We start from the raw sequence: 23643 nt of genomic DNA on the forward strand, positions 1-23643 counted from the left end.
AGAGTATTATGAGATTAGATAAATTTTTGAAAGTATCCCGCCTTATTAAGAGAAGAACTGTGGCAAATGAGGCATGTGATGCAGGAAGAGTGCTTGTAAATGATAAGCCGGCCAAGGCTTCTGCCCAGGTGAAGACAGGAGATACTATTGAGATTCAGTTTGGAAGCCGCAATGTGAAGGTGGAAGTGCTGGATGTGAAAGAGACTGTGAAGAAGGAAGAAGTTGAGAATCTGTACAGGTATGTTTAAGAGTTCTGTGAACGAAGGAAACAGTATTACTTAAGCAGGTTCTAATTTTAAAGAAAATTTCATAGATTATCTGTGAACCCACATATTTGGGAGAGAGGGATTTGGAAGAAAAGGTTGTGAACATTTCCCATAAGCTGATACTGGATAACAGGAAAGAAGCATCTGTCACAGGTGTGAAGGATGTGATTTCTTTTGATGAAAAGGAAATCCTTCTTCAGACTGCTGACGGGAAGCTGCAGATTCGCGGCAGCGGGCTTCATGTAAAAGGACTAAACCTGGAAAAAGGAGAAGCTGCTCTTGCCGGACATGTGGATTCTCTTGTCTATTTGTCTAAAGATTCCCCACGAAAAGAAGAACCATTATTTACAAGGCTGTTCCGTTAAGCTATGAGCATATATATCTACAATGAGATCTGGCTTTTCGTCCGGGCTTTTGCAGGGGGTGCGGTGCTGATCCTTTGCTACAGCCTGCTTCAGGAAATAAGAAGGCTCATTTTCTGCAGTCCGGCAGCAGGAGGGATTTTGGACCTTCTTTATTGGGTGTGCGCAGGACTTCTGGTATTTGCAGGAATTTACCGGATCAACCAGGGAATCCTGCGTAGTTTTCTGTTTTTGGGAATTATATCAGGGGCATTTCTTACATATCTGACAATAAAACCTTTATTTGAAAAAATTTGTTATATAATCCTGGAGGTTCCTGTCAGATTCGTAAAAAAAACTTCAAAAAAATATATAAATTGGTTGCTATTTTTTTGTAAACGTTGTAAAATTTTAGTTAAGCAATCTGCAAATCAGTACAAAAATAGTACCAGAAATCGTTTGCAGATGAGAAGAGGCAGGAAGTTTGGGAAAATCAGGGAAAAAACGAAGAAAAAAGACAATAGGGTATAATCATCTCGGGATGTTCGGTATTTCTCTGATCGTTCTGATTCTGATTCTGACGCTTATGGCACAGAGCCGGGACCTTAAGGAATCTCTTGCCGGCTATGAGACCAGGGCAGAGGCATTAAGCCAGCAGATTGAGGAAGAGCAGGCGCGCACTCAGGAGATTGAAGATCTGAAGCAGTATATGCTCACGGATGAGTACGCAGAGCAGGCCGCCAGAGAGAAGCTGGGTCTTGTGAAGGAGAATGAGATTATTTTTCAGGAGGAGAAATAAGGTTCTGGGAAAAACGAAGTTGGAAGTTTCTGACGATATATTTTTCAATATGGTCGTCTTTGTTTGACATATATTTTCATACCTGTCCCCTATAATAGGCATAAGGTGCTGCCGAAGGTGATGTAAATGCAGCATTCCTTTGCAAAAACAAGGGCAGCAGTTAAAGATTACATGAACAGTGGGGCGTGCAGCTTGCGGGAATGCTTTTTCAAACAGGCTCTGGCACTGTAAGGCTGTAAAGGGGAGGGGAGAATATGCAGGAATGGATAATTGCCATGCTCGTGATCAGTGTGCTGCTGGTGCTGCGGGACATGGCAAAAGTTTTTTTCAGGGGAAGAAGTTTCCTTAAGGCAGAGCAGCCGGCCGAAGAGAAAAATCCCCAGAAGGAGAAGGTGGAGCGGTATGCTGCTTCTTTTCGGAAGCTTGCAGACAGCTTTTATGGATTACCCTACCGAAAAGACTATTTAAGCAACGGCCAGGTGGATGGAATTATAAGGGAGACCTGTGATGAGATATGCAGCCACTGTTATCAGCGGGAAATCTGCTGGGGCACCCAGTCGCAGGAAATGTACAGAGGAAGCGAGCGGATGATTCGTTCCATGGAGGAGGGAAATCAGGAGAAAATACAGGAGACAAAAAGCGACTGGATGAGTGTATGCAGTCGTTTTTCCCAGTATTATGAGACACTTGGTAACTCTTATATGAGGGAGCGGCAGAAGCTGATATGGGACAACCGGATGATCGAAAGCCGCCTTGCCGTGGCACAGCAACTCCAGGAGATGTCCAGAATCATGGATATGGTGGCAGAAGACCTGTACGACATTTCCATTGCGGATCCTCAGCTTATGACGGAATTGCAGAAGATTCTCAGGAAGCGTCATATTGTGGTGAAGCAGGTCTGGGTGATGGATAAGGTGGAAGGAAGACGTGAGATTTTTCTTACCATGCGTGCCAGAAGCGGGCAGTGCATTTCTGTTAATGAGGTGGCACAGCTTTTGTCTCAGGAATTCGGAACTCCCATGGCGGCAGCAGGAGGAAGAAGAATTGTAAATGGAGAATACCATACGGTTCATTTTGTGGAGGATGTAAGTTATCAGGTACTTTACGGAGTGGCAAAGCTGACCAAGGAAATGGAGAAGGTTTCCGGAGACAATTATATTTGCAGACAGGAAGAGGCAGGCCGTTTTGTAATGTGTCTTTCCGATGGAATGGGCTCCGGGGTGGAGGCATGCCGGGAAAGCGAGGAAGTGGTAGAACTTCTGGAACAATTTCTGGAATCCGGTTTTACCCAGGAGACGGCGGCGAAAATGGTGAACTCTGCTCTTGTGATGAAGGGACAGGAAGGGATTTTTTCAACAGTGGACATCTGCGCAGTGGATTTATATACGGGAATCTGTAACTTCCTGAAAGCGGGGGCTTCCGCCACTTTTATCAAAAGGGATCACTGGGTGGAGGCCATTTCTTCAGAGAGTCTGGCGGCAGGGCTGATACAGCAGGTGGATTTTGAAACATCTTCAAGGAAGCTGTATCACGGGGATTATCTGATCATGATGACAGATGGCGTCTTGGATGCGCTGCCTGCCATGCGGGAGGAGGAGACCATGAAAGAAATCATTATGGATATCCATGAAGAGACTCCCAAGGAGATGAGCCGGGGGATTCTGGAGCGGGTGCTGGGATACAGCGATTACTGCGCCAGGGATGATATGACGGTTCTTGTAGCTGGAATGTGGAAGAAATAGAATGATTATTTTTGAGTAAAAAACAGATATGGAATCATATGAGCATATGAATATGTTTGAAAGAAGTAATATTGTTACGGTTCACGAAAGAATCAGTAACGTATCAGAGGCAGAGCTAGTATGTATCAGAAAGTGAAAGCATATATGAAAGAACATGGCATGGTAGTGGATGGGGATGTGGTCCTTGCCGGAGTTTCCGGAGGAGGAGACTCCATGGCTATGCTGGAAATGTTAAAAAGATATCAGGCTGAAGCAGCTTTTTCGCTGTGTGCGGTACATGTGCATCATGGAATCCGCGGCGAGGAAGCTGACCGGGATGAAAGAGTAGTAAGAGAGACCTGCGAAAAATGGACGATTCCTTTTTTATCCTATCATTACCCGGTACCGGAGCTTGCAAAGAAATGGAAAATGGGACTGGAAGAGACAGGAAGAAAAGTCAGACAGGATGCGTTTTCCAGGGCAGAAGCTGATTATTTTGGAAAATCAGAAACGGCTGACCTCCAGGGTGGGGGAAGAGTCTCTGCCGCCAGAGAAGGAAAATTACGGATCCGTATTGCTCTGGCCCACAATGAAAATGATGTGGCGGAAACTTTGCTCCACAATCTTTGCAGAGGAACGGGGCTGAAAGGTCTGGCTTCTATTTTGCCGGTGCGAGATGAAATTATTCGGCCCATTTTGTGTTTAAATAAACAGGAAATTGTCAATTATTTAATAAAAGAACAGATTCCCTATGTAACAGACAGTACCAATCTTACAGATGATTATACAAGAAATAAGATCAGACATCAGATATTACCTATTCTGGAAGAACAGGTGAATGCTTCTGCTGTCCGCCATATGGCGGAGACGGCCAGTCTTGTTAGTCAGGCAGAGGAGTATTTGTCCCGTCAGGGAGAACGCCTTGTGAAAAAGTATGGGGAAAACAGGGAGCGGGGAATTTTCCTGTCAGAAGCATTCTGGCGAGATGAGCCTGCCATAGCTTCTTACGGAGTGCTTCAGGTTTTTGAAGAGCTGGCTGGGAAACGTAAGGATTTTACAGCTGCTCATGTAAAAAGTGTGGAGAGCCTTCTGAAGCTTCAGGTGGGACGACGGATCAATCTGCCTTATGATCTGGCGGCGCTTCGAACTTATGGAGGAATTTTACTGGGAGAAAGACAATTACTGGGAATGTCAGATAGAAATCTGAGTCCAAAAGAGTACGATCCAGTGAAAGCTGAAAAAAATCAGGAGAGGAATGCACTGCAAAAAAGTGTCCAGTTGAGTAAAAAGGAGCTGGAAACTGCTTGTGAACAGGTACTTTTTACAGATAATGTTTTTTATCTGAAAATATTTTCTAATGAAGGCCAGAAGATTGAAGAAAAAAAGTATACGAAATGGCTGGATTATGATAAAATAAAACAGGAACTGTCCATCCGGACCAGACAGCCGGGAGATTTTCTCATTGTAGATGACAAAGGGAGCAGCAAGAAGCTGAACCGTTATTTTATAGATGAGAAGATCCCATCAGAGGAAAGAGACAGCATCTTGCTTCTATGTACCGGCTCTGAGGTTTTGTGGGTGGTGGGAGGCAGAATAAATGAGAATTATAAAATAGCTCCCAGAACCAGGAGAATATTGGAAATACAATACCAAGGAGGAAAAGATAATCATGAGTGAAAAAATCAGAGTTTTACTGGATGAGGAGACTGTGGAGAAGCGTATCTGCGAAGTAGCAGCCCAGATCAGCGAAGAGTACAAGGGAAAAGAAATCCACATGATCTGCGTTCTTAAGGGCGGAGTATTTTTCATGTGTGAGCTTGCCAAGAGAATCACAGTGCCGGTAACTCTTGATTTCATGTCTGTTTCCAGTTATGGAGATGACACCAAATCAAGCGGAGTTGTAAAGATCGTCAAGGATCTGGATCAGCCTCTTGAAGATAAAGAAGTTCTTGTTGTGGAGGATATTATTGATTCCGGAAGAACCTTAAGCTATCTGCTGGATGTTCTGAAGAGACGTAATCCAAACAGCGTGAGACTTTGCACCTTGTTGGACAAACCGGACCGCAGAGTGGTAAAAGGGGTTGATGTGGATTATTGCTGCTTCAATATTCCAGATGAGTTTGTTGTGGGCTATGGTCTTGACTATGCCCAGAAATACAGAAATCTGCCATACATCGGAGTGGTAGAGTTCGAATGAAAGGAGAATTATACAAGTGAATAAGCAGTCAGGCAGAATTGGCTTGTATCTTGTCCTGATCGTAGCTTTGATCGCAGGTTACCTGTATCTGAACAATCAGGTAGCTGTCCAGAGTGATTATACTTATGGACAGCTGGAGCAGGCAGTGACAGACGGAAAGGTGACCAGTGCCACGATCCATCAGAACAGTGAGGTTCCAACAGGTTCTGTGATCGTGAATATAAGCGGCGAGGGACAGAAGCGTATTTATGTGGCAGATGTAAATGAGGCAGAGCAGCTTCTTCGAGAGAGCGGGCTTGATCCTGCTGTTGAGGATGTGCCGAAGCAGAGTGTATTTATGAACTCTGTTTTCCCGGTACTTCTTACCTGTGGTCTTATCATCTTCCTCATGCTGATGATGAACCGTCAGATGTCAGGTGGGGGTGGTGGCACCAATGCCAAGATGATGAATTTCGGCAAAAGCAGGGCGAGAATGTCCATGCCGGATGATAAGAAAGTGACTTTCCAGAACGTAGCGGGCCTGGAGGAAGAGAAAGAAGAACTGAAGGAGGTTGTAGATTTCCTGAAGGATCCCCAGAAGTATACCAAGGTGGGGGCCAGAATCCCGAAAGGAGTTATCCTTGTAGGACCTCCAGGAACTGGTAAGACGCTTCTGGCCAAGGCTGTTGCCGGGGAAGCGGGCGTTCCGTTTTTCTCCATTTCCGGTTCTGATTTTGTGGAAATGTTTGTTGGTGTAGGTGCTTCCCGTGTAAGAGATCTTTTCGAAGAGGGCAAGCGTCACGCACCTTGTATCATCTTTATTGATGAGATCGATGCTGTTGCAAGACAGCGTGGAACCGGCATGGGAGGCGGTCATGATGAAAGGGAACAGACTCTGAACCAGCTTCTTGTAGAGATGGATGGATTCGGGGTAAATGAAGGCATTATCGTAATGGCCGCTACCAACCGTGTGGATATTCTGGATCCTGCAATTCTTCGTCCGGGACGTTTTGACCGCAAGGTTGGCGTAGGTCGTCCGGATATTAAAGGAAGAGAAGAAATCCTCCATGTTCATGCCAAGGATAAACCTCTTGGCGAGGATGTAGACTTGAAACAGATCGCTCAGACTACAGCTGGATTTACAGGTGCAGATCTTGAGAACCTGATGAATGAGGCGGCTATTGCTGCAGCCAGAAAAGGTCATGTATTTATTCGCCAGAAAGATATTAAGAATGCCTTTATCAAGGTTGGCATCGGTGCAGAGAAAAAGAGCAAGGTGATCTCCGAGAAGGAGAAAAGGATCACCGCTTATCATGAGGCAGGCCATGCAATCTTGTTCCATGTGCTGCCGGATATGGAGCCTGTTTACACCATTTCCATTATCCCTACCGGAATGGGAGCAGCCGGCTATACCATGCCTCTTCCAGAGAATGACGAAATATTTAATACTAAGGGTAAAATGCTTCAGGATATTACCACACTTCTTGGAGGACGTGTGGCAGAGGAACTGATTTTCGGCGATATTACAACTGGTGCATCCAACGATATCAAGCGGGCTACCAGCGAAGCAAGAGCTATGGTGACCAAGTATGGTATGTCCGATAAGATCGGACTGATCTCCTATGGAGATGATGACGATGAGGTATTTATTGGACGGGATCTGGCGCACACCCGCGGTTACAGCGAGGATGTTGCCAAGGCAATTGATAGTGAGATTCACAGTATCATTGAGGAGTGTCATGACAATGCGAAGAAGATTATTTCTGAGCATATGGAGGTTCTTCATGGCTGTGCCAAGCTCCTTCTCGAGAAGGAAAAAGTTCATCGGGATGAATTTGAAGCACTTTTTACAATGGAAAAATCGGGTGAATCAAATGAAAGTATATAACATGCACAAAAAATAATAGTGATTTTTGTGAAGTTTGTGCACACTTTTTGGTGGACACATGGTACTATATACATCGTAAAAACCCCCCAATACATTATATAGTTTTTGCTACACCCCATAAGAAGAAATACCTTCTCCAAAAAAGACAGCTTTTACCGGCTGTCTTTTTTACGTTAAATGAATAAGGTATTTTAGAGTGTGTTTGAAATGTGGTGGGAGTTCTTTGGTGAAAACGTCGGTAAGCTGGGCGGAAATTTGGAGAATAAGCCGAATTTTAACAGTTGTGGGAAGAAATGTTTTCAGTTAAAATATAGGGTGTAATTTTTTTGAAAGAGGGATGTTATGGATCGTAATAATGCAGATTTAATGAAAAAAATGCAATATATATTGAATATGAGACCGGTTTTGAATACAGAGGCATTGTTCAGCGATGGTTCTGATTATTACCGTTGTCCGTCAAATCCCAAAGCAGGAGACAAGGTCCGTATCCGCTTCCGCACCAAGCGGAACAACGTAGATATGGTTTATTTAGTATACGATGGCAAGCGTCAACAGATGGAGCGTGTGGCCAAATCCAATGGATTTGATTATTATGAGACTTCTATTATTATGGGAGAGAAGATTGTCCGTTACCATTTTGAGATCACATACGGATGGGTGACCTGTTATTATAATTATCAGGGTGTTTCCATGAACCCGGAGGAGCGTCTGGAGTTTGAGATTTATCCGGATTATGATACACCCCAGTGGGCGAAGGGTGCTGTTATGTACCAGATTTTTGTGGATCGCTTCTGCAATGGGGATCCGACGAATGATGTGGAGGATCGTGAATATTTTTATATTGGCGATATGACTTCCAGGGTAAGAGACTGGGGAAAAGTTCCGGCAGTAATGGGGGTGCGGGAGTTTTATGGCGGTGACCTGCAGGGAATTATGGATAAACTGGATTATCTGCAGGATCTGGGAGTGGATGTTATTTATCTGAACCCGATTTTTGTTTCTCCAAGTAATCACAAGTACGATATTCAGGATTATGAGTATGTGGATCCCCATTACGGCAAGATCGTGGAGGATATGGATGATGGCCTTCTGAATGAGGGGGACCGCGAGAATGCCCATGCCCGGAAATTTATTAAGCGTGTGACCGATAAGCGGAATCTGGAGGCAAGTAATGAACTGTTTGCAAAGCTTGTGGAGGAAATCCATAAGAGAGGCATGAAAGTAATCCTGGATGGTGTGTTTAACCATTGTGGATCTTTTAACAAATGGATGGACAGAGAGCGGATCTATGAGAACCAGGAGGGATATCCAAAGGGAGCGTATATTTCTGCAGACAGTCCATATAGGTATTACTTTAATTTCTATGACGAGAACCGCTGGCCGTACAATCCTACCTATGATGGATGGTGGACTCATGATACTTTGCCGAAGCTGAATTATGAAGCCTCCAGGGATCTGTATGATAAGATTCTGGAGATTGGTAAGAAGTGGGTTTCTGCGCCTTATAATGTAGATGGATGGAGATTGGATGTGGCGGCAGATCTTGGGCACAGCAACGAATTTAACCATCAGTTCTGGAAGGATTTCCGGAAAGCTGTAAAGGAGGCAAATCCCAATGCGATCATTCTGGCAGAGCATTACGGAAATCCGGAGAGCTGGCTGCAAGGGGATGAGTGGGATACGGTTATGAACTACGATGCCTTTATGGAACCTCTGACCTGGTTCCTGACGGGCATGGAGAAGCACAGTGATGAGTGCAGGGATGACCTTTATGGAAACAGTGATGCCTTTATTGGGGCTATGAAGACTCATATGAGGGCACTTCATATGTCTGCACTTTATACGTCCATGAATGAGCTGTCCAATCATGATCATTCCAGATTTCTCACCAGAACAAACCGCCGTGTGGGAAGGATTTCCTATGCCGGTGCGGAAGCTGCTTCCCAGAACATCAATCCTGCAGTGATGCGTGAAGGTGTTGTGGTGCAGATGACCTGGCCGGGAGCACCAACTGTTTATTATGGTGATGAGGCAGGTGTCTGTGGCTTTACAGATCCGGATAACAGAAGAACTTATCCATGGGGACATGAGGATCAGATGATGATTGCGTTCCACAGAGATATGATTAAGATCCATAAGGAATATGATTTCTTAAGTAATGGTTCCCTTGTGTTCCTCTGGAATGATTATCAGGGACTTTGCTTCGGAAGATTTTCCCATGATGAAAGAATGATCGTGATTCTGAATAACCGGAATGAGGATCGGGAGGTTGAGATTGAGGTCTGGAAGACGGGAATCAGCAGACTGAAGGATTCTGTGTTGAAGCGGATCATGCTGTCTTACCGTGATGGATATACTACGGAGGAATATGAATATACAGCCAAGGCAGGTGTGATCAGGGTGCCGATGCCAGCGTTTGGGGCGATGGTGTTGTATCATAAGTGTGAGAATCCGACTATATTTGTGGAAGATTAAGGGACGCCGCGAGGAGGGACCTATGGGCTGACGGCCAGAGCTGCGGTTCCGGGATTTTCCATATACGCTTATTTGCAGGAGGTGGAGCAAACTCGGCCACATGGTGGCCTCAGACAGTGCTCCACCTCCTGCGCGTATATGGAAAATCCCTGGAATCCTCGCAATGGCCGCCAGTCCATAGGCCCCTCCTCGCGGCTGAGTATTCAAGGCGAAAAAAGAACGTTTGGTATCAGGGCGCTGCGCTGCTGATACAGAGAAGAGGGATAAAAAACTCCCAGACAAAAATACCTGGGAGTTTAGAATATAGTGGATGGAGAAGGATTCGAACCGCTTTGGCATATGACAGAAAAACTCCAGAGCGAATATGCTCTGGAGTAGTAGTGGATGGAGAAGGATTCGAACCGCTTTGGCGTATGACAGAAAAATTCCAGAGCGAATATGCTCTGGAGTAGTAGTGGATGGAGAAGGATTCGAACCTTCGAAGGCATCGCCAGCAGATTTACAGTCTGTCCCCTTTGGCCACTCGGGAATCCATCCGTGAATGAATTTATTATATACAAAGAAGAAAGTTTTTGCAAGATATTTTTTCAGCTTTTTTGATGTTTTGCGCGCCAGAGCGTGTTTGAAAAAGCATTCCCGCAATCTGCCCGCCCCACTTTGCAGTATATTTTGCCTGAATTCAGTTGCCGTAGCCCGCTACGGCGCCTTCATCCGGACAAAATCTTCCACAAATTGTGACGCACATCTTGCAGAAAGCTTTTTTCAAATACGCTCCAGGTGAATGAAAAAAGAATCAATAACTCATTTTTTTTGCAAAGAGGTAGACGAATGGGGAAAAATCTGCTAAACTACAGACAATGGAAATAGTTAAGGTGTTTCCAAAGATAGGAGGAATTTTATCATGTATGAGTTAGTTAATGCAACAGAAATGCTGAAAAAAGCAAAAGCTGGACATTATGCAGTAGGTCAGTTCAATATCAACAACCTTGAGTGGACAAAGGCTATCCTGCTTACAGCACAGGAACTGAACTCCCCGGTTATTCTGGGCGTTTCCGAAGGCGCTGGTAAGTACATGGCTGGTTATAAGACCGTTGTTGGAATGGTTAAAGGTATGATGGAAGAGCAGAAGATCACTGTTCCGGTTGCACTTCACCTGGATCACGGTTCATATGAAGGATGCCTGAAATGTGTTGAGGCTGGATTCTCATCCATCATGTTCGACGGTTCTCATTACCCGATCGAAGAGAACGTTGCTAAGACTAAAGAACTGGTTAAGATCACAAGAGAGCATGGAATGTCCTTAGAGGCAGAGGTTGGCTCCATCGGTGGTGAGGAAGATGGCGTTATCGGTATGGGCGAGTGCGCAGATCCTAAGGAATGCAAGATGATCGCTGATCTTGGTATCGATTTCCTGGCAGCAGGTATTGGTAACATTCATGGTAAATATCCAGCTAACTGGAAGGGCTTAAGCTTTGAGACTCTGGATGCAATCCAGCAGCTTACAGGTGATATGCCGTTAGTACTTCACGGTGGTACAGGTATTCCTACAGACATGATCAAGAAAGCTATCGACCTTGGAGTTTCCAAGATCAATGTTAACACAGAGTGCCAGCTTTCTTTTGCAGAAGCTACACGTAAATACATCGAGGAAGGCAAAGATCAGCAGGGTAAAGGATATGACCCACGTAAGCTTCTTGCACCTGGCTTCGATGCAATCAAGGCTACTGTTAAAGAGAAAATGGAAATCTTCGGATCCGTTGGAAAAGCTTGAATATGATTTTTCTCCGCACATGCGGAAAGAGAAAGGGGACTGCGCAAGCAGTCCTCTTTTGCATATATGAGATGTTTCACAGACTGCTTTTTCCAATAGGTTCTGGCTTGTGACCCGAATTATTATTCAAAGTCTGGATCTGATAAAAATTGTAATGTTTTGTACAAGTTGCGACAAAATGTCCATATTCAAATATCACTCTCTAAAAAAATGAACATGTTTCTTGATTTTTTATCATGGTTTTTTAACAGAAAAATCAGTATTATATAAACATCTTAAGAAACGGTTCTCAAAGAAAAGGAGAGTAAAATTATGAAGATGAGAAAAATCGCAGCAATGGGACTTAGCGCAGTTATGGCAGCTTCTATGGTACCGGCATTACCGGTTATGGCTGATGATGCAGCTGGAAAGGTTTACTACTTAAACTTCAAACCAGAGCAGGATGAAGCATGGCAGAACCTGGCAGCAAAATATACAGAAGAGACAGGCGTTCCGGTAACAGTTGTTACAGCAGCTTCCGGACAGTATGAGACCACACTTCAGTCTGAGATGGCTAAGAGCGATGCTCCTACACTTTTCCAGGTAAATGGACCAGTAGGACTTAAGAACTGGAAGGATTATTGCTATGATCTGTCCGGATCTGATATCTATTCACAGCTTACATCTGATGCTTACACTGTAAAAGACGGTGATGCAGTTGATGGTATCGCATACGTAATCGAGTCCTATGGACTGATCGTAAACAAAACCTTACTGGAAAAAGCTGGTTACACAGTAGATGACATCAAGAGCTTTGATGATCTGAAGAAGGTTGCTGATGACATCCAGGCAAGAAAAGATGAGCTTGGAGTGAAAGGTGCTTTCACAAGCGCTGGTATGGACGGATCCTCTGACTGGAGATTCAAAACACACCTTGCAAACCTTCCAATCTACTATGAGTATCAGGCAGATGGCATCGATGATACAGATGCAATCAAGGGAACATACCTTGATAACTATAAGAACGTATTTGATCTTTATATTACAGATTCTACCTGCGATGGAGCAGAGCTTTCTGCTAAGACAGCAGATGACTCCCGTAACGAGTTCATCAACGGAGATGCAGTATTCTATCAGAATGGTTCCTGGGAATATGGCGAACTGTCCAAGACATACAGTGATGACGAGTTGGCTATGATCCCGATTTACTTCGGTGTTGATGATGAGAATGAAGGCCTTGCAACCGGTACAGAGAACTTCTGGTGTGTAAACAAAGAAGCTTCCGAGGAAGATATCCAGGCAACACTTGATTTCATGAACTGGTGTGTAACTTCTGAGGATGGAACAAAGGCTATGTCAGAAGATATGGGCTTCACAATTCCTTTCAAAACAGCACAGGAATCCACAAACGTATTTGTAAAACAGGATGCAGAGTATACAGCAGCTGGTCTTACACCTGTATCATGGAACTTCACAACAATGCCATCTGAAGAGTGGAAGAACGGTCTTGGTACAGCACTTACATTATATGCAGCAGGAAGCGGTTCCTGGGATGATGTAGTTTCCGCATTCGTTGACAATTGGGCAACTGAGAAAGCTCTTTCCGAATAATCGTAACAGGTAATAAATTTCTTTCCAACAACATATAATATGTCCGGAAGAAATTCAGGACATAATATAGAATGGTGAACAGGGTGGGGAGGCGAAATACAGCCTCCCCATTTTAATGGGAAAATGATGTAATGTTTTGGGGTGGCGGATAACCTTCCGCAAAGGTGTCATAACAGGAAAAGGAGGAGTGAAAAATGGTAGGAAAATCTCTGAAAAAATGGTGGCCGGTATTTGTTCTGCCAACATTGGCTGCATTTATTATCGGTTTCTTATGGCCGTTTATCTGGGGTATTTATCTTTCATTTTGTAAATTTTCAACTGTAAAAGATGTAGTCTGGGTTGGACTTTCCAACTACCAGAAAATTTTTATCGGCGGTGACTTCAGTCATGCATTCTGGCTGACCGTTGTATTCGCATTTGTTTCCAGTATTCTGATCAATGTGCTGGCATTTTCCATTGCACTGGCTTTGACAAAAGGATTCAAAGGAACAAACGTGTTCCGTACTGTATTCTTCATGCCGAACCTGATCGGTGGTATTGTACTTGGTTATATCTGGCAGACACTGTTAAACGGTCTGCTTTCCATGTGGGGACAGCCTCTTCTGAAGTTGTCTGCAACAAATGGTTTTATTGGAATGATCATTCTGTTGTTATGGCAGCAGATTGGATATATGATGATCATTTATGTGGCTGGTCTTAATAACGTATCTCCGGATCTGATTGAGGCCGCACAGATTGATGGCGCAACCGCAACACAGATCCTGTTTAAAATCAAGATTCCGATGATCATGCCATCTGTTACAATTTGTACATTCCTTACTCTTACAAACGGATTCAAGATGTTCGACCAGAACCTTTCCCTTACAGGCGGAGATCCTGGAAAACAGTCACAGTTACTGGCACTGAACATTTACGATACATTCTACGGACGAAGTGGTCCTGCATGGAAGGGTATCGGTCAGGCAAAAGCAGTTGTATTCTTTGTACTGGTTGTTGCGATCGCATTGATCCAGCTTCGTGCAACATCATCTAAGGAGGTGCAGGCATAATGGCAGATAAGAAAAAAAGTATTATCCCAACTATAATTCTTTCTATAATTTCAATTATCTGGATCTACCCGATTGTTATGATCCTGTTTAATTCCTTAAAAGTGGAGTCCGCAATTACTACATCTGGTGTTTTCCAGTTTCCTACATCTGAGACCTGGAACGGAATCCAGAACTTTATAGCCAGCGTCACACAGATGGATTTCCTGAAATCCTTCTGGTACAGCCTTGTGATCTCAGTTATGTCTGTTGTTTTGATTCTGCTTTGCTGTTCCATGTGCGCATGGTACATTGTACGTGTAAACGGCTTGCTTTCCAAGGTTCTGTATTACCTTTGCGTATTCAGTATGGTTGTTCCTTTCCAGATGGTTATGTTTACCCTGGCAAAAACAGCAGATACTTTGAAACTGAATAATCCATACACCATTTGCATTGTTTACCTTGGATTTGGTGCCGGACTTGCAGTATTTATGTTTACCGGTTTTGTAAAAGGAAGCCCGCTGGAAATTGAGGAAGCTGCCATGATTGATGGATGCAGTCCTCTGCAGGTTTTCTTTAAGATCTTGATTCCGATTTTGAAACCAACCATTATCTCTACTGCAATTCTGGAGCTGATGTGGGTATGGAACGATTACCTTCTTCCAACACTGGTTCTGGATATTAAGAAGTATAAAACAATTCCAATGGCAATCCAGTATTTCCGTGGAAGTTATGGTCATGTGCAGATGGGACCGATGATGGCAAGTATTATGATCGACATTATCCCGATTATTGTTGTATATCTGGTTTGCCAGAAATATATTATCGAGGGAGTTGTTGCAGGTGCAGTTAAGGGTTGATTTCTTTGGGTAAAAGAACGGTTTTTACCTGAGAAATTTGGAGATTATTCCCTTTTCAATATGATACCAGAATGTTAAAATAAAGATAGTTCTTTGCAGAGATGCGAGGGGCTATCTTTATCTTTATATAAGATTTCATGTGCGCCAGACAGAAAAAAAGAGGCAGAAGCAACAGGCGATATGAAATTTCTGGCTTTTCTGACAGGCGGACATAAATGACAGTTGGAAGAGTTGTCCCGGTGTTAAATATAATAAAAGATCGGAGTACCAATATGTACAGAGTTTTGATAACAGACGATGAGAAAATTGAGCGGGAGGGAATTAAATTCCTTCTGGCACAGGAAGAGGGAGAATACGAGATCCATGAGGCTGCCAATGGCAGGCAGGCACTGAATGTATTGCGAAGTGAAGAGATTGATTTTCTTTTAACAGACATAAAAATGCCTCATATGGACGGTCTGGAGCTGGCTAGCAAGGTCAGAGAAGAGTATCCCAATCTTCCAATTGTAATTTTTAGTGGATACAGTGATTTCGCTTTTGCCCAGGAAGCTATGCGTTACGGAGTGAAGGATTACGTGCTGAAGCCGGTTGATCCGGATACCTTTCATACAACTATCGGGAAAGTAAAAGCAGAGCTTCAAAGTATCCGGTCCAAGAAGCAGAAGGAAGAGAAAGGGAAGAATTTTCTTCTTCAGTATTTTCTTCAGACTTACCTGTATTCCGGAAATGAAGAAGTGTTGAAAAAAGCTGGGGAGATTTTAGATGAATCTAACTGGGAGCAGTGGCACTGTGCGATTCTTATCGAATCAGATAAGGCATTTTTTGATAATGTTCCAGATAATATTGATGAGGAACTGATGCAGGGATTGCACCGGAATTTCTTTTACCTGAATCTGAATACCAGACAGTCTGTGCTGTTTTTTTCTGATGTGTACTGCGATTATCAGCTGGTTGCCAAGCATTTATATGACATTTTGAAGCAGAATTACTCTGCAAGTTTTCACCTTGCAGTGAGCAGCCGGTTTGAAGGGCATGAGGCGCTGCCTGAAATTATGTCCCAGTTGGAGCAGACCATGGAGGAGAAATTTTATCATCCAGATGTGCATGTGTTTAATAATGAGGCCTCTGACAGCCAGCCGGTGAATGCGGAGACACAGGATTCCCGTCTGATGGAGAAGATTTCCGAAGACATTTCCCGCAAAGATGTGGAGCAGCTGAAGAAGCATTTTGAGTGTCTGGTGAAGAAATATGAGAATGATACCCGTTTCTCTGCCATGTATGTGAAATTTGTTTTTTCCAATGTGATCCAGGAGCTTTTTCAGGAAAATCAATTCTCTGAGGAGCGGAAGCTGGATCATGAGGTAGAGCGGCTGTACAGTTGTACCAATCTGAAGCAGATCCTTGCAATCACCCAGGAGAATATTAAGGAGTACGAGGAGTTTCTGGAGCGTTCCATGAGTGATTCCAGAGATGAAGTTGCTTCTGTGAAGAATTATATTTACCAGCACTATGCGGAGGATTTAAGTCTTGAGACATTGGCGGAGAAGGTGTATTTGTCTTCTGGCTATCTCAGCTTTATTTTTAAAAAAGAGACTGGTATGAACCTGAACCGCTTTATACGTGTGGTTCGGATGGAAAAGGCGAAGGAGCTTTTGTGTAATTCTAATATGAAGGTGGCACAGGTCAGTGAACAGGTAGGAATCCCCAATGTTTCTTATTTCTGCAGAAGTTTCAGGGAATATTATGGAAGCAGCCCGGAGTCCTATCGGAAAGGAACCGGTGAAGAGGATGAAAATACCGGCAGTCATAAAGAATAAATTTGAGAATATGAAATATCGTCATAAGCTGACTATTCTTCTTGTGACAGCCAGCCTGGTTCCCATGATCCTGCTTGTATTGTATAGTCATGACCGCATGAGCAGTCTGCTCCGGGAAAAAGAAATGGAGGATATGTCTTCCATTCTGGAACAGACCGGAGAGGGAATCGACAGCCAGATAGAAGTTTTTTCCAGTCTTCTGAATTATCTCACTTATTCCCCGGATATTGAGGATCTGATCACTGAGAAAAATATGGATAATTATCAAGCGTATATAAAATATACAGAAGTAGCAGATCCTCTTTTGTCTGTACCAAAGTCTTATCATGATGCCATTATACAGATCCAGTTGTTTGCAGAAAGCATTAAAGTGCGCCATGAGTATACACTTGTGCCTTTGTCAGAGGTGGATAAGGAGTGGTGGTATGACAAACTGGAAGAGGATGTGTCTGTGCAGTGGGTGGTGGACAGCCAGATACCGGAGATTGCAGCTGTAAGGCGGATTTATACTGGCAGAGAGCAGACAGCAGTTCTTTGCGTTACACTGGATTATAATAAGATTTTTCAGCCCTTTGAAAAGATTATTTCTGCAGAATCCGGGGGCATGATCCTGGATAAAGGGGGAAATGTTCTGTTTCAGAAGGAAATGCTGGGTGAAAAGGAAGAAAAGGATTCGGGAGAGGCTGTCTCCAGGGAGTTTCTGGAGTCCGGGCAGGGAGATTATGCTTTTGTAAACCGGAAGAACGCGGCTTGCGGATGGATTTTTTATCTGTATAAGCTGCAATCAGCAGTGGACAGCTCTGTGTCAGGAATCCTGGTCAGCGAGATTCCCCTGATTGCGGCCTGTGTAGCCATAATTCTGGTGTTGGGACTTTCTTTTTCCAGACTTTTTACCAGAAAGATCGAGGAGCTTACCGATAACATGAACCGGGTAAACCAGGGGAGCCGTGAGGTTACGGTGGACAGCAATGCTGGAGATGAAATTGGCCTTCTGGTGCGCAGCTTCCGAAGCATGATGGACGAGATCAATCGTCTGATCCATGAGGTTTATGAGAATAAGATTGCGTTGAAAGAGTTTGAACTGAAGGCACTGACTGCCCAGATCAACCCTCATTTTTTGTATAACTCCCTGTCTGTTATCAACTGGATGGCTATTCGAAGCAATCAGAGGGAAATCAGTAAGGTTACTTTGTCCTTATCTATGTTCTACCGGACTGCTTTGAGTAAGGGGCAGGATATGGTAACTGTGGATAACTGTATTCAGAATATTAAGGCGTATCTGGATATCCAGCTGGTGATGCATGACAATGATTTTCAGGTGATCTGGGACATTGACCCGGAGGTGAAAGGAGATATTGTGCCTAAATTGCTGCTGCAGCCTGTTGTGGAGAATGCATTGGAGCATGGGCTGGACATGAAAGAAGAAGGAGAGAAGATTCTGAAACTGTTTTTTGTAAAGGACGGTGAGGATGTGCTTCTTGCTGTGGAGGATAATGGACCAGGAATGGAACAGGAAGAGGCAGATAAGCTGGTAACTTACAAGGCTTCCGGATATGGTCTTAAAAATGTCAATGACAGAATGCAGCTTCTTTATGGGATGGAGTACGGAATCAAGGTGTTTAGCCAGATTGATCAAGGCACCAGGGTAGAAATGAGAATTCCAAGAGAAAAAGCGGATGAGGAGGCTGTGGCAGCCGGAGAGTTTTCTACGAAAAAGTTTTTGCAGGAACCGGAAGAAGACACAGAGGACACAACAGGAAAGAAAGGTGGAAAAAGTGAAGAAAAAAAATAGAATTCTGGTATTGGGACTGACTTTTTCCATGTTGATTTCGTCTGGTTCATTGACAGGCTGTGATAGCGCAGCTGGAAATATGGGAAAAGAGACAACGGGTGTGGAATACGAAGAAGCAGATTATGAGCTTTCTGAGGAATCATGCAGTGATTCCGGAATTGATGCAGCTGACCCAGGCACTGTAGACAACGAGACGGAAAAGACAGCAGAAAACAGAACGGATGCAGAGAAAAGTACAGAAACAGAAGAATCCCAGACAGATAATTCTACAGATAGCGGATTGTGGAAAAAAGCTTCCACAACTCCGTATGGAAAGTACCCGGAGCTTGTGACTTATACTTTAGGACAGATGAGCGGTGCCAATAATTCCAATCTTCCAGCAGGAAATACCTACGAAGACAGCGCTTATACCAGATATCTGAAAGAGATTCTGAACGTGCAGAATGAAAATGCCTATATGGAGCGGGAGGATCGCTACGACGAGTATGTGAATGTGCTGGTAAATGATCACACTTTGCCGGATGTACTGGTGGTTTCAGACAGGGAGACTTTAAATGTTCTTGTGGAAAATGACATGGTGGAGGATCTGACTGAGGTTTATGCAAACTGTACCTCCCCGAGAATCAAGGCCATGTATAACAGCTATGGTCCCCAGCTTCTCGGTGCAGGAACCTTTGATGGTAAGCTGATGGCGCTTCCGGAAGCAGTAATCGACCACGGTCCCTGTCTTTTGTGGATGAGAAAGGACTGGATGGATCAGCTGGGTCTTGCAGAGCCAGAGACTCTGGAAGAGGCTATGGATATTATCCAGGTTTTTCAGGAAAACAGGATGGGAGCAGAGGAAGGGGAAGATCCTGTGGGACTTGTGTGTGATACAAATTTTGTGTCTACTACCAGTCAGAATTATTCGGTGGAACCTGTTTTTGAAAAATTTTATTCTTATCCAAGAAGATGGATCAAGGACAAAGACGGGGAAATTGTCTATGGTTCTTTGACAGAGGAGACCAGATCTGCCGTTGCTTATTTGCGTGAGCTATATGAAAGAGGAATACTGGATCAGAACTTTGCCCTGCGTGCTCAGAATAATCTCCGTGATCTGGTAGTGGAAGGTAAATGCGGTGCGTTTTTTGGACTTTGGTGGGCACCGAATAATCCGCTTATGGATGTGGCTGAGAATGATCCGGAAGCAGACTGGGAGCCTTATTACCTTACTGCTGAATACCAGGAAAAAGATAACGTTTATGCTTCTTTTCGGGACAACAAATATGTGGTTGTGAGAAAGGGTTACGAACATCCGGAAATTGTAATGAAAATTATCAGTGTTCTGTTTGATTACAGCCGGTTCGAAGATGAGGAAAATGCGGATGAGATCAACAGCTATTTTGCTTTGAATGTGGACCCTACAGCCAGACCGCTGGTTATTAATGTGGATTATAATGAGGCAATTTATAATGTTACGAAGGATATCAGGAGAGTAATGTCCGGCAAGCAGAAGGCAAGTAATTTAAGCGCACTGGAGAAGTCTTACTATGATGCCTGTATGAAGTATTTGAGCGGGAAAAATGTAACTGTAGAGGACTGGGCTGCGTACAAGTCCAGAATTTCAGCAGTGGGCGTGCTGGTTGACGGCCATTATAGTTCGGTGCGCAGAACATATCTGGTTGATTCGGATGGAGAGATTCCCAACATGCTTGCTTCCCTGGAGAAAAATGCCTTTATTCAGATGATCATGGGAGAGCAGCCCATGGATTACTTTGATACCTTTGTGGAAGAGTGGTATGACCAGGGGGGAAGGGAACTGACCGAGAAGATCAGAGAGGAGAATTCGTAATTTATGCGAGAAGAATTATTTAAGAATTGTACCTTATGCCCCCGGAAGTGTAATGTGAATCGTCTGGAGGGCAAAAGAGGATATTGTGGCATGGACAGTACTATAAGGGCTGCCCGTGCCGCTCTTCATATGTGGGAGGAACCTTGTATTTCAGGAAAAAAAGGATCAGGGGCTGTTTTTTTCTCTGGCTGCGGCTTGCAGTGCTGTTTCTGCCAGAACCGGGATATTGCCATTGGGGATTCCGGAAAAGAAATTTCAGTGGAGCGGCTTGCTGAAATTTTTCTGGAATTGCAGGAAAAAGGGGCGGCAAATCTGAATCTGGTCACTGGGGCGCATTATGTGCCGCATATTATTTCGGCGTTGGAGCTGGCCAGAGGAAAGGAAATGAATCTTCCAGTCGTGTACAATTCCAGTGGGTATGAGAGCGTGGAAACTATCCGGAGACTGGATGGTTATGTGGATGTATATCTGCCAGATATGAAATATATGGAGCCTGAATTGGCTGCTGCTTTTTCCAACGCAAGGGATTATCCGCAGGCGGCGCAGAGTGCAATTGCCGAAATGATGCGTCAGACCGGTCCCTGTCAGTTTGCGGAGGATGGATATATAAAACGCGGGACAATTGTTCGTCATCTGATTTTGCCAGGGCATACCAAAAATTCTATTGCAGTATTGAAATATCTGTACCGGACTTATGGGGAGGATATTTTTATCAGCGTAATGAACCAATATACGCCTGTCTGGAAGAATGAGAAATTTCCGGAACTGAATCGGAAAGTGACCAGACGAGAGTATGAAAAGGTGTTGGACGCTGCCATTGAGCTTGGAATCGAAAATGGCTATTTTCAGGAAGGGGAGACTGCGGAGGAAAGTTTTATACCGGCGTTTGATTATGAAGGGGTATGAAAGAAAAAGTATTATGCACGAATCCGATGATATAGTTCCAGAGGATATTTGTGGTGACTTTGAAGTTGAGTAAACGAACAATTGGTATGGGGAGAAAAAGCCTGCTGACTACTGTTTTGAAGCTGCCCAGCAATTGCCGGGCAGTATTAGAGCGTGTTTAAAAAAGGTTTTCTGTGAGATGTGTATTGCTGTTACGGTTATCTTTATGACCAGCAGCATATGCTATTTTGCTTCAGGTGCACAGCTTGCAGAGCAGGGATTGTCAAAGCCTGGATTGAAAGCGTAGAAGTTTTTAGCATCCAACTGTTCCTGGATGGAGCGAAGTGCTTCACCAAATCGCTGGAAATGTACCACTTCCCTTGCACGCAGGAAACGGATAGGATCAGCAACTTCCGGGATATTTCGTACTACACGGAGAATATTGTCATAAGTGGAGCGTGCTTTCTGTTCTGCTGCAAGGTCTTCAAATAGATCCGTGATTGGATCACCTTTACTCTGGAATTCGCAGGCATTAAATGGAACACCCCCTGCTGCCTGTGGCCACACGCCAACTGTGTGGTCAATATAATATGGTCCCAGCCCGGAATTCTCAATTTCTTCCATAGTGAGGTCACGGGTAAGCTGGTGAACCATGGTGGAAACCATCTCCAGATGAGCCAGTTCTTCAGTACCGATATCATTAAGCACAGCTGCAGAGGTTCGGTTCGGCATGGTAAAGCGCTGGGAGAGATAGCGCATAGAAGCACCGATTTCTCCATCCGGGCCACCGGAGTCCGATACCCTATAATAGATAAAATTCACTTGTTTTTTGGAAAAAAGTTAAATCTGAATTAAGAAATAGTACAATCGTAACCTGTGAAAAATTGATATGTCTTAGATGATAATATCAAAATACACCATTTCAGCCTCTTTGTCAAATACAATCTGATCGACTATAGTTCGAATAAAGTTCCCTTTTGTACTACTTTCGGCAGCAGGATCCAGGAGAACATCATACACACTTCGAATCTGCGAAAGGACATTATCCCTGGATGGATCTTCTGGTTTTTGTGCTTCCAGTTCCTTGATATTCTCTAAAAGAGATTCCCTTTGTTTCTGCAGTCTTATCTTGTTTTCTTTGTATTCTTCCAAAGTATCAATCTCATTTTCATAGGCAAGTTTAATTCGCAGCTCCCTGGTTGAAAGTCTGGCCAGTTCCTGCTTCAGCTGTTCCAGTTCCTCATTTTGCACCGGCGCAGTTGTTTTGGGGACATACTGAAAATCCGCGCCATCCAGAAGCTGCTTCAGGTAATCGATGACAAGCTGCTCCATTTTCTTAACTGAGATGGCCACGGAGGTTTTGTGATAACCCTTTGCGTATTTCCAACACTGAAAGTAAGGACAGGCTCCGGATCCGGTATAGGAGAGGGTGGCGCCACAGATGGAGCATTTGATCAGACCGGAAAGCCAGTGCTTACAGGTGGAGGCATTCCGGTGTTTTGCTGGTCTTCGTCTGGCATCCATAAGCTTGATGCGCTTGTCAAGCTGCTCTGTGGTATAACGTGCTTCATGGGTTCCCTCAAAAGTCTGTCCATTCCAGTTTACAATGCCGGCATAAAAGGGATTGCGCAGGATATAGTCAATATTGCGCCGCTCAAACAGATTTCCCCGCTTGGTCCGGTAGCCCAGATCATTACATTTTCTGGCAATGGCAGTGGTGTCCTGGCAGTAATCATCATACTGGGACATGATGTAAGAGACAATTTTGAATTCCTTTTCATTGATCTTATATGGCTTTCCGTCCCCGACTGCATCATACCCAAGGGGAGGAGAAATCTGGTACCCCTGTTTTAATGCCTTTTCGCCCATGCCGCGGAGCACTTCACCAGACAGGCGGATAGAGTAGTATTCATCCATCCATTCAATAATACGCTCAATCAGACTGCCGAAAGGTCCATCTATAACCGGCTCAGACACGCTGATCACGTCCACACGGTCCTTTTTCAGCATACTCTTATAAACGATGGATTCCTCCTGGTTGCGGGCAAATCGGCTGAATTTCCACACCAGGATCACATCATAGGGATGTTCCGGAGATTTGGCCTGTGCAATCATTCGCTGGAATTCTTTTCGCTTCTTCACATTACGCCCAGAGACACTCTCCACAAAGACTGCGTCCTTCTGGACAACGATCCCATTACTCTTGGCATAGTCCAGGAGCAGACGCTTCTGCGCGTCCGGAGACAGCTCATCCTGCTCATGGGTGCTGACACGGATATACAGTGCTCCCATGCGCAGATCATTAGATTTTTGTTCGGTCATGGTATCACCTCGATTATAATTATGTAAAAATAAGTACAAAAATAACAGCCAGTGCGAACAAAGGTTCCGCTTGCATGGCTGCCC

At 44.2% G+C, this 23643-nt stretch carries 18 protein-coding genes, 1 tRNA gene and 2 pseudogenes; 17 read left to right on the forward strand and 4 right to left on the reverse strand.

The genetic code is table 11. From position 1 onward, the window contains the following. Window positions 1-8 precede the first annotated feature (8 nt). From DW904_RS13825 to DW904_RS13865, 8 genes are all read left to right on the forward strand, one after another. A complete protein-coding gene (locus DW904_RS13825; protein WP_118581552.1) occupies window positions 9-248 on the forward strand; it encodes an RNA-binding S4 domain-containing protein in 240 nt (79 codons plus the stop codon). A 101-nt stretch (window positions 249-349) separates the two neighbouring features. Next, window positions 350-631 (forward strand): sporulation protein YabP, encoded by a 282-nt coding sequence (gene yabP / locus DW904_RS13830; RefSeq protein WP_118581555.1) that lies wholly within the window; start codon window positions 350-352, stop codon window positions 629-631. A 460-nt stretch (window positions 632-1091) separates the two neighbouring features. Continuing rightward, the gene (locus DW904_RS13840; protein ID WP_226815895.1) at window positions 1092-1406 is read left to right on the forward strand and encodes a septum formation initiator family protein; all 315 of its coding nucleotides are present in this window, start codon (window positions 1092-1094) and stop codon (window positions 1404-1406) included. Window positions 1407-1660: 254 nt separating this feature from the next. Next, the gene (locus tag DW904_RS13845) at window positions 1661-3148 is read left to right on the forward strand and encodes a SpoIIE family protein phosphatase (RefSeq protein WP_118581564.1); all 1488 of its coding nucleotides are present in this window, start codon (window positions 1661-1663) and stop codon (window positions 3146-3148) included. Window positions 3149-3268: 120 nt separating this feature from the next. Further along, window positions 3269-4804 (forward strand): tRNA lysidine(34) synthetase TilS, encoded by a 1536-nt coding sequence (tilS, locus tag DW904_RS13850; protein ID WP_118581567.1) that lies wholly within the window; start codon window positions 3269-3271, stop codon window positions 4802-4804. After that, window positions 4797-5324 carry a hypoxanthine phosphoribosyltransferase gene (gene hpt / locus DW904_RS13855; protein ID WP_118581570.1) on the forward strand — a complete coding sequence of 176 codons (528 nt, stop codon included), beginning with the start codon at window positions 4797-4799 and terminating at the stop codon, window positions 5322-5324. The genes tilS and hpt overlap by 8 nt, the downstream gene beginning before the upstream one ends. Before the next feature lie 16 nt (window positions 5325-5340). Then, window positions 5341-7191, forward strand: coding sequence for an ATP-dependent zinc metalloprotease FtsH (ftsH, locus tag DW904_RS13860; protein ID WP_118581573.1), 1851 nt, complete (start codon window positions 5341-5343; stop codon window positions 7189-7191). A gap of 342 nt (window positions 7192-7533) precedes the next feature. After that, window positions 7534-9666, forward strand: coding sequence for a glycoside hydrolase family 13 protein (locus DW904_RS13865; protein ID WP_118581576.1), 2133 nt, complete (start codon window positions 7534-7536; stop codon window positions 9664-9666). 455 nt (window positions 9667-10121) lie between these two features. Here the strand turns inward: DW904_RS13865 and DW904_RS13875 are convergent. Together DW904_RS13875 and DW904_RS25710 are read right to left on the reverse strand one after the other, a co-directional pair. Further along, window positions 10122-10203, reverse strand: a tRNA-Tyr gene (locus tag DW904_RS13875). A gap of 13 nt (window positions 10204-10216) precedes the next feature. Further along, a pseudogene (locus tag DW904_RS25710) lies at window positions 10217-10372 on the reverse strand (DUF6783 domain-containing protein); the annotation flags it as partial. On the opposite strand from DW904_RS25710, the pseudogene DW904_RS25715 reads away from it, so the two are divergent. The 9 genes and pseudogenes from DW904_RS25715 to DW904_RS13915 form a co-directional block, all read left to right on the forward strand. Next, a pseudogene (locus DW904_RS25715) lies at window positions 10349-10447 on the forward strand (DUF6783 domain-containing protein); the annotation flags it as partial. The pseudogenes DW904_RS25710 and DW904_RS25715 sit on opposite strands and share 24 nt — an antisense overlap. Window positions 10448-10567: 120 nt before the next feature. Beyond that, a complete protein-coding gene (fba, locus tag DW904_RS13880) occupies window positions 10568-11437 on the forward strand; it encodes a class II fructose-1,6-bisphosphate aldolase (RefSeq protein ID WP_118581582.1) in 870 nt (289 codons plus the stop codon). 312 nt (window positions 11438-11749) lie between these two features. Beyond that, the gene (locus tag DW904_RS13885; protein ID WP_118581585.1) at window positions 11750-13027 is read left to right on the forward strand and encodes an ABC transporter substrate-binding protein; all 1278 of its coding nucleotides are present in this window, start codon (window positions 11750-11752) and stop codon (window positions 13025-13027) included. Between the two features lie 194 nt (window positions 13028-13221). Beyond that, entirely contained in the window at window positions 13222-14076 is an 855-nt protein-coding gene (locus DW904_RS13890; RefSeq protein ID WP_118581588.1) for a sugar ABC transporter permease, read from the forward strand. Then, window positions 14076-14912, forward strand: a complete 837-nt coding sequence (locus DW904_RS13895) for a carbohydrate ABC transporter permease (protein WP_118581591.1) — start codon at window positions 14076-14078, stop codon at window positions 14910-14912. The genes DW904_RS13890 and DW904_RS13895 overlap by 1 nt, the downstream gene beginning before the upstream one ends. Before the next feature lie 215 nt (window positions 14913-15127). Then, window positions 15128-16729, forward strand: a complete 1602-nt coding sequence (locus DW904_RS13900; protein WP_226855044.1) for a response regulator — start codon at window positions 15128-15130, stop codon at window positions 16727-16729. Next, window positions 16620-18521 carry a sensor histidine kinase gene (locus tag DW904_RS13905; RefSeq protein WP_226837566.1) on the forward strand — a complete coding sequence of 634 codons (1902 nt, stop codon included), beginning with the start codon at window positions 16620-16622 and terminating at the stop codon, window positions 18519-18521. The genes DW904_RS13900 and DW904_RS13905 overlap by 110 nt, the downstream gene beginning before the upstream one ends. Continuing rightward, on the forward strand, window positions 18505-20352 hold the full coding sequence (locus DW904_RS13910) for a sugar ABC transporter substrate-binding protein (RefSeq protein WP_147422324.1): 1848 nt from the start codon (window positions 18505-18507) through the stop codon (window positions 20350-20352). The genes DW904_RS13905 and DW904_RS13910 overlap by 17 nt, the downstream gene beginning before the upstream one ends. A 3-nt stretch (window positions 20353-20355) precedes the next feature. Beyond that, entirely contained in the window at window positions 20356-21258 is a 903-nt protein-coding gene (locus DW904_RS13915; protein WP_118581597.1) for a radical SAM protein, read from the forward strand. A gap of 222 nt (window positions 21259-21480) precedes the next feature. Here DW904_RS13915 and DW904_RS13920 read toward each other — a convergent pair whose 3' ends face one another. Together DW904_RS13920 and DW904_RS13925 are read right to left on the reverse strand one after the other, a co-directional pair. Further along, on the reverse strand, window positions 21481-22059 hold the full coding sequence (locus tag DW904_RS13920) for a manganese catalase family protein (protein ID WP_226815746.1): 579 nt from the start codon (window positions 22057-22059) through the stop codon (window positions 21481-21483). A 72-nt stretch (window positions 22060-22131) separates the two neighbouring features. After that, window positions 22132-23559 carry a recombinase family protein gene (locus DW904_RS13925; protein WP_118581600.1) on the reverse strand — a complete coding sequence of 476 codons (1428 nt, stop codon included), beginning with the start codon at window positions 23557-23559 and terminating at the stop codon, window positions 22132-22134. Between the last annotated feature and the right edge of the window lie 84 nt (window positions 23560-23643).

The organism is Ruminococcus sp. AM42-11 (assembly GCF_003480145.1).
Classification (GTDB): domain Bacteria; phylum Bacillota; class Clostridia; order Lachnospirales; family Lachnospiraceae; genus Blautia_A; species Blautia_A faecis.

What these genes read in the sequence shown, in the direction of transcription:
- DW904_RS13825 (WP_118581552.1), top strand. Translation starts at nt 9, where the DNA reads ATGAGATTAGATAAATTTTTGAAAGTATCCCGCCTTATTAAGAGAAGA.
- DW904_RS13845 (WP_118581564.1), top strand. Translation starts at nt 1,661, where the DNA reads ATGCAGGAATGGATAATTGCCATGCTCGTGATCAGTGTGCTGCTGGTG.
- tilS (WP_118581567.1), top strand. Translation starts at nt 3,269, where the DNA reads ATGTATCAGAAAGTGAAAGCATATATGAAAGAACATGGCATGGTAGTG.
- hpt (WP_118581570.1), top strand. Translation starts at nt 4,797, where the DNA reads ATGAGTGAAAAAATCAGAGTTTTACTGGATGAGGAGACTGTGGAGAAG.
- DW904_RS13865 (WP_118581576.1), top strand. Translation starts at nt 7,534, where the DNA reads ATGGATCGTAATAATGCAGATTTAATGAAAAAAATGCAATATATATTG.
- fba (WP_118581582.1), top strand. Translation starts at nt 10,568, where the DNA reads ATGTATGAGTTAGTTAATGCAACAGAAATGCTGAAAAAAGCAAAAGCT.
- DW904_RS13885 (WP_118581585.1), top strand. Translation starts at nt 11,750, where the DNA reads ATGAAGATGAGAAAAATCGCAGCAATGGGACTTAGCGCAGTTATGGCA.
- DW904_RS13890 (WP_118581588.1), top strand. Translation starts at nt 13,222, where the DNA reads ATGGTAGGAAAATCTCTGAAAAAATGGTGGCCGGTATTTGTTCTGCCA.
- DW904_RS13895 (WP_118581591.1), top strand. Translation starts at nt 14,076, where the DNA reads ATGGCAGATAAGAAAAAAAGTATTATCCCAACTATAATTCTTTCTATA.
- DW904_RS13900 (WP_226855044.1), top strand. Translation starts at nt 15,128, where the DNA reads ATGACAGTTGGAAGAGTTGTCCCGGTGTTAAATATAATAAAAGATCGG.
- DW904_RS13905 (WP_226837566.1), top strand. Translation starts at nt 16,620, where the DNA reads ATGTTTCTTATTTCTGCAGAAGTTTCAGGGAATATTATGGAAGCAGCC.
- DW904_RS13915 (WP_118581597.1), top strand. Translation starts at nt 20,356, where the DNA reads ATGCGAGAAGAATTATTTAAGAATTGTACCTTATGCCCCCGGAAGTGT.
- DW904_RS13925 (WP_118581600.1), bottom strand. Translation starts at nt 23,559, where the DNA reads ATGACCGAACAAAAATCTAATGATCTGCGCATGGGAGCACTGTATATC.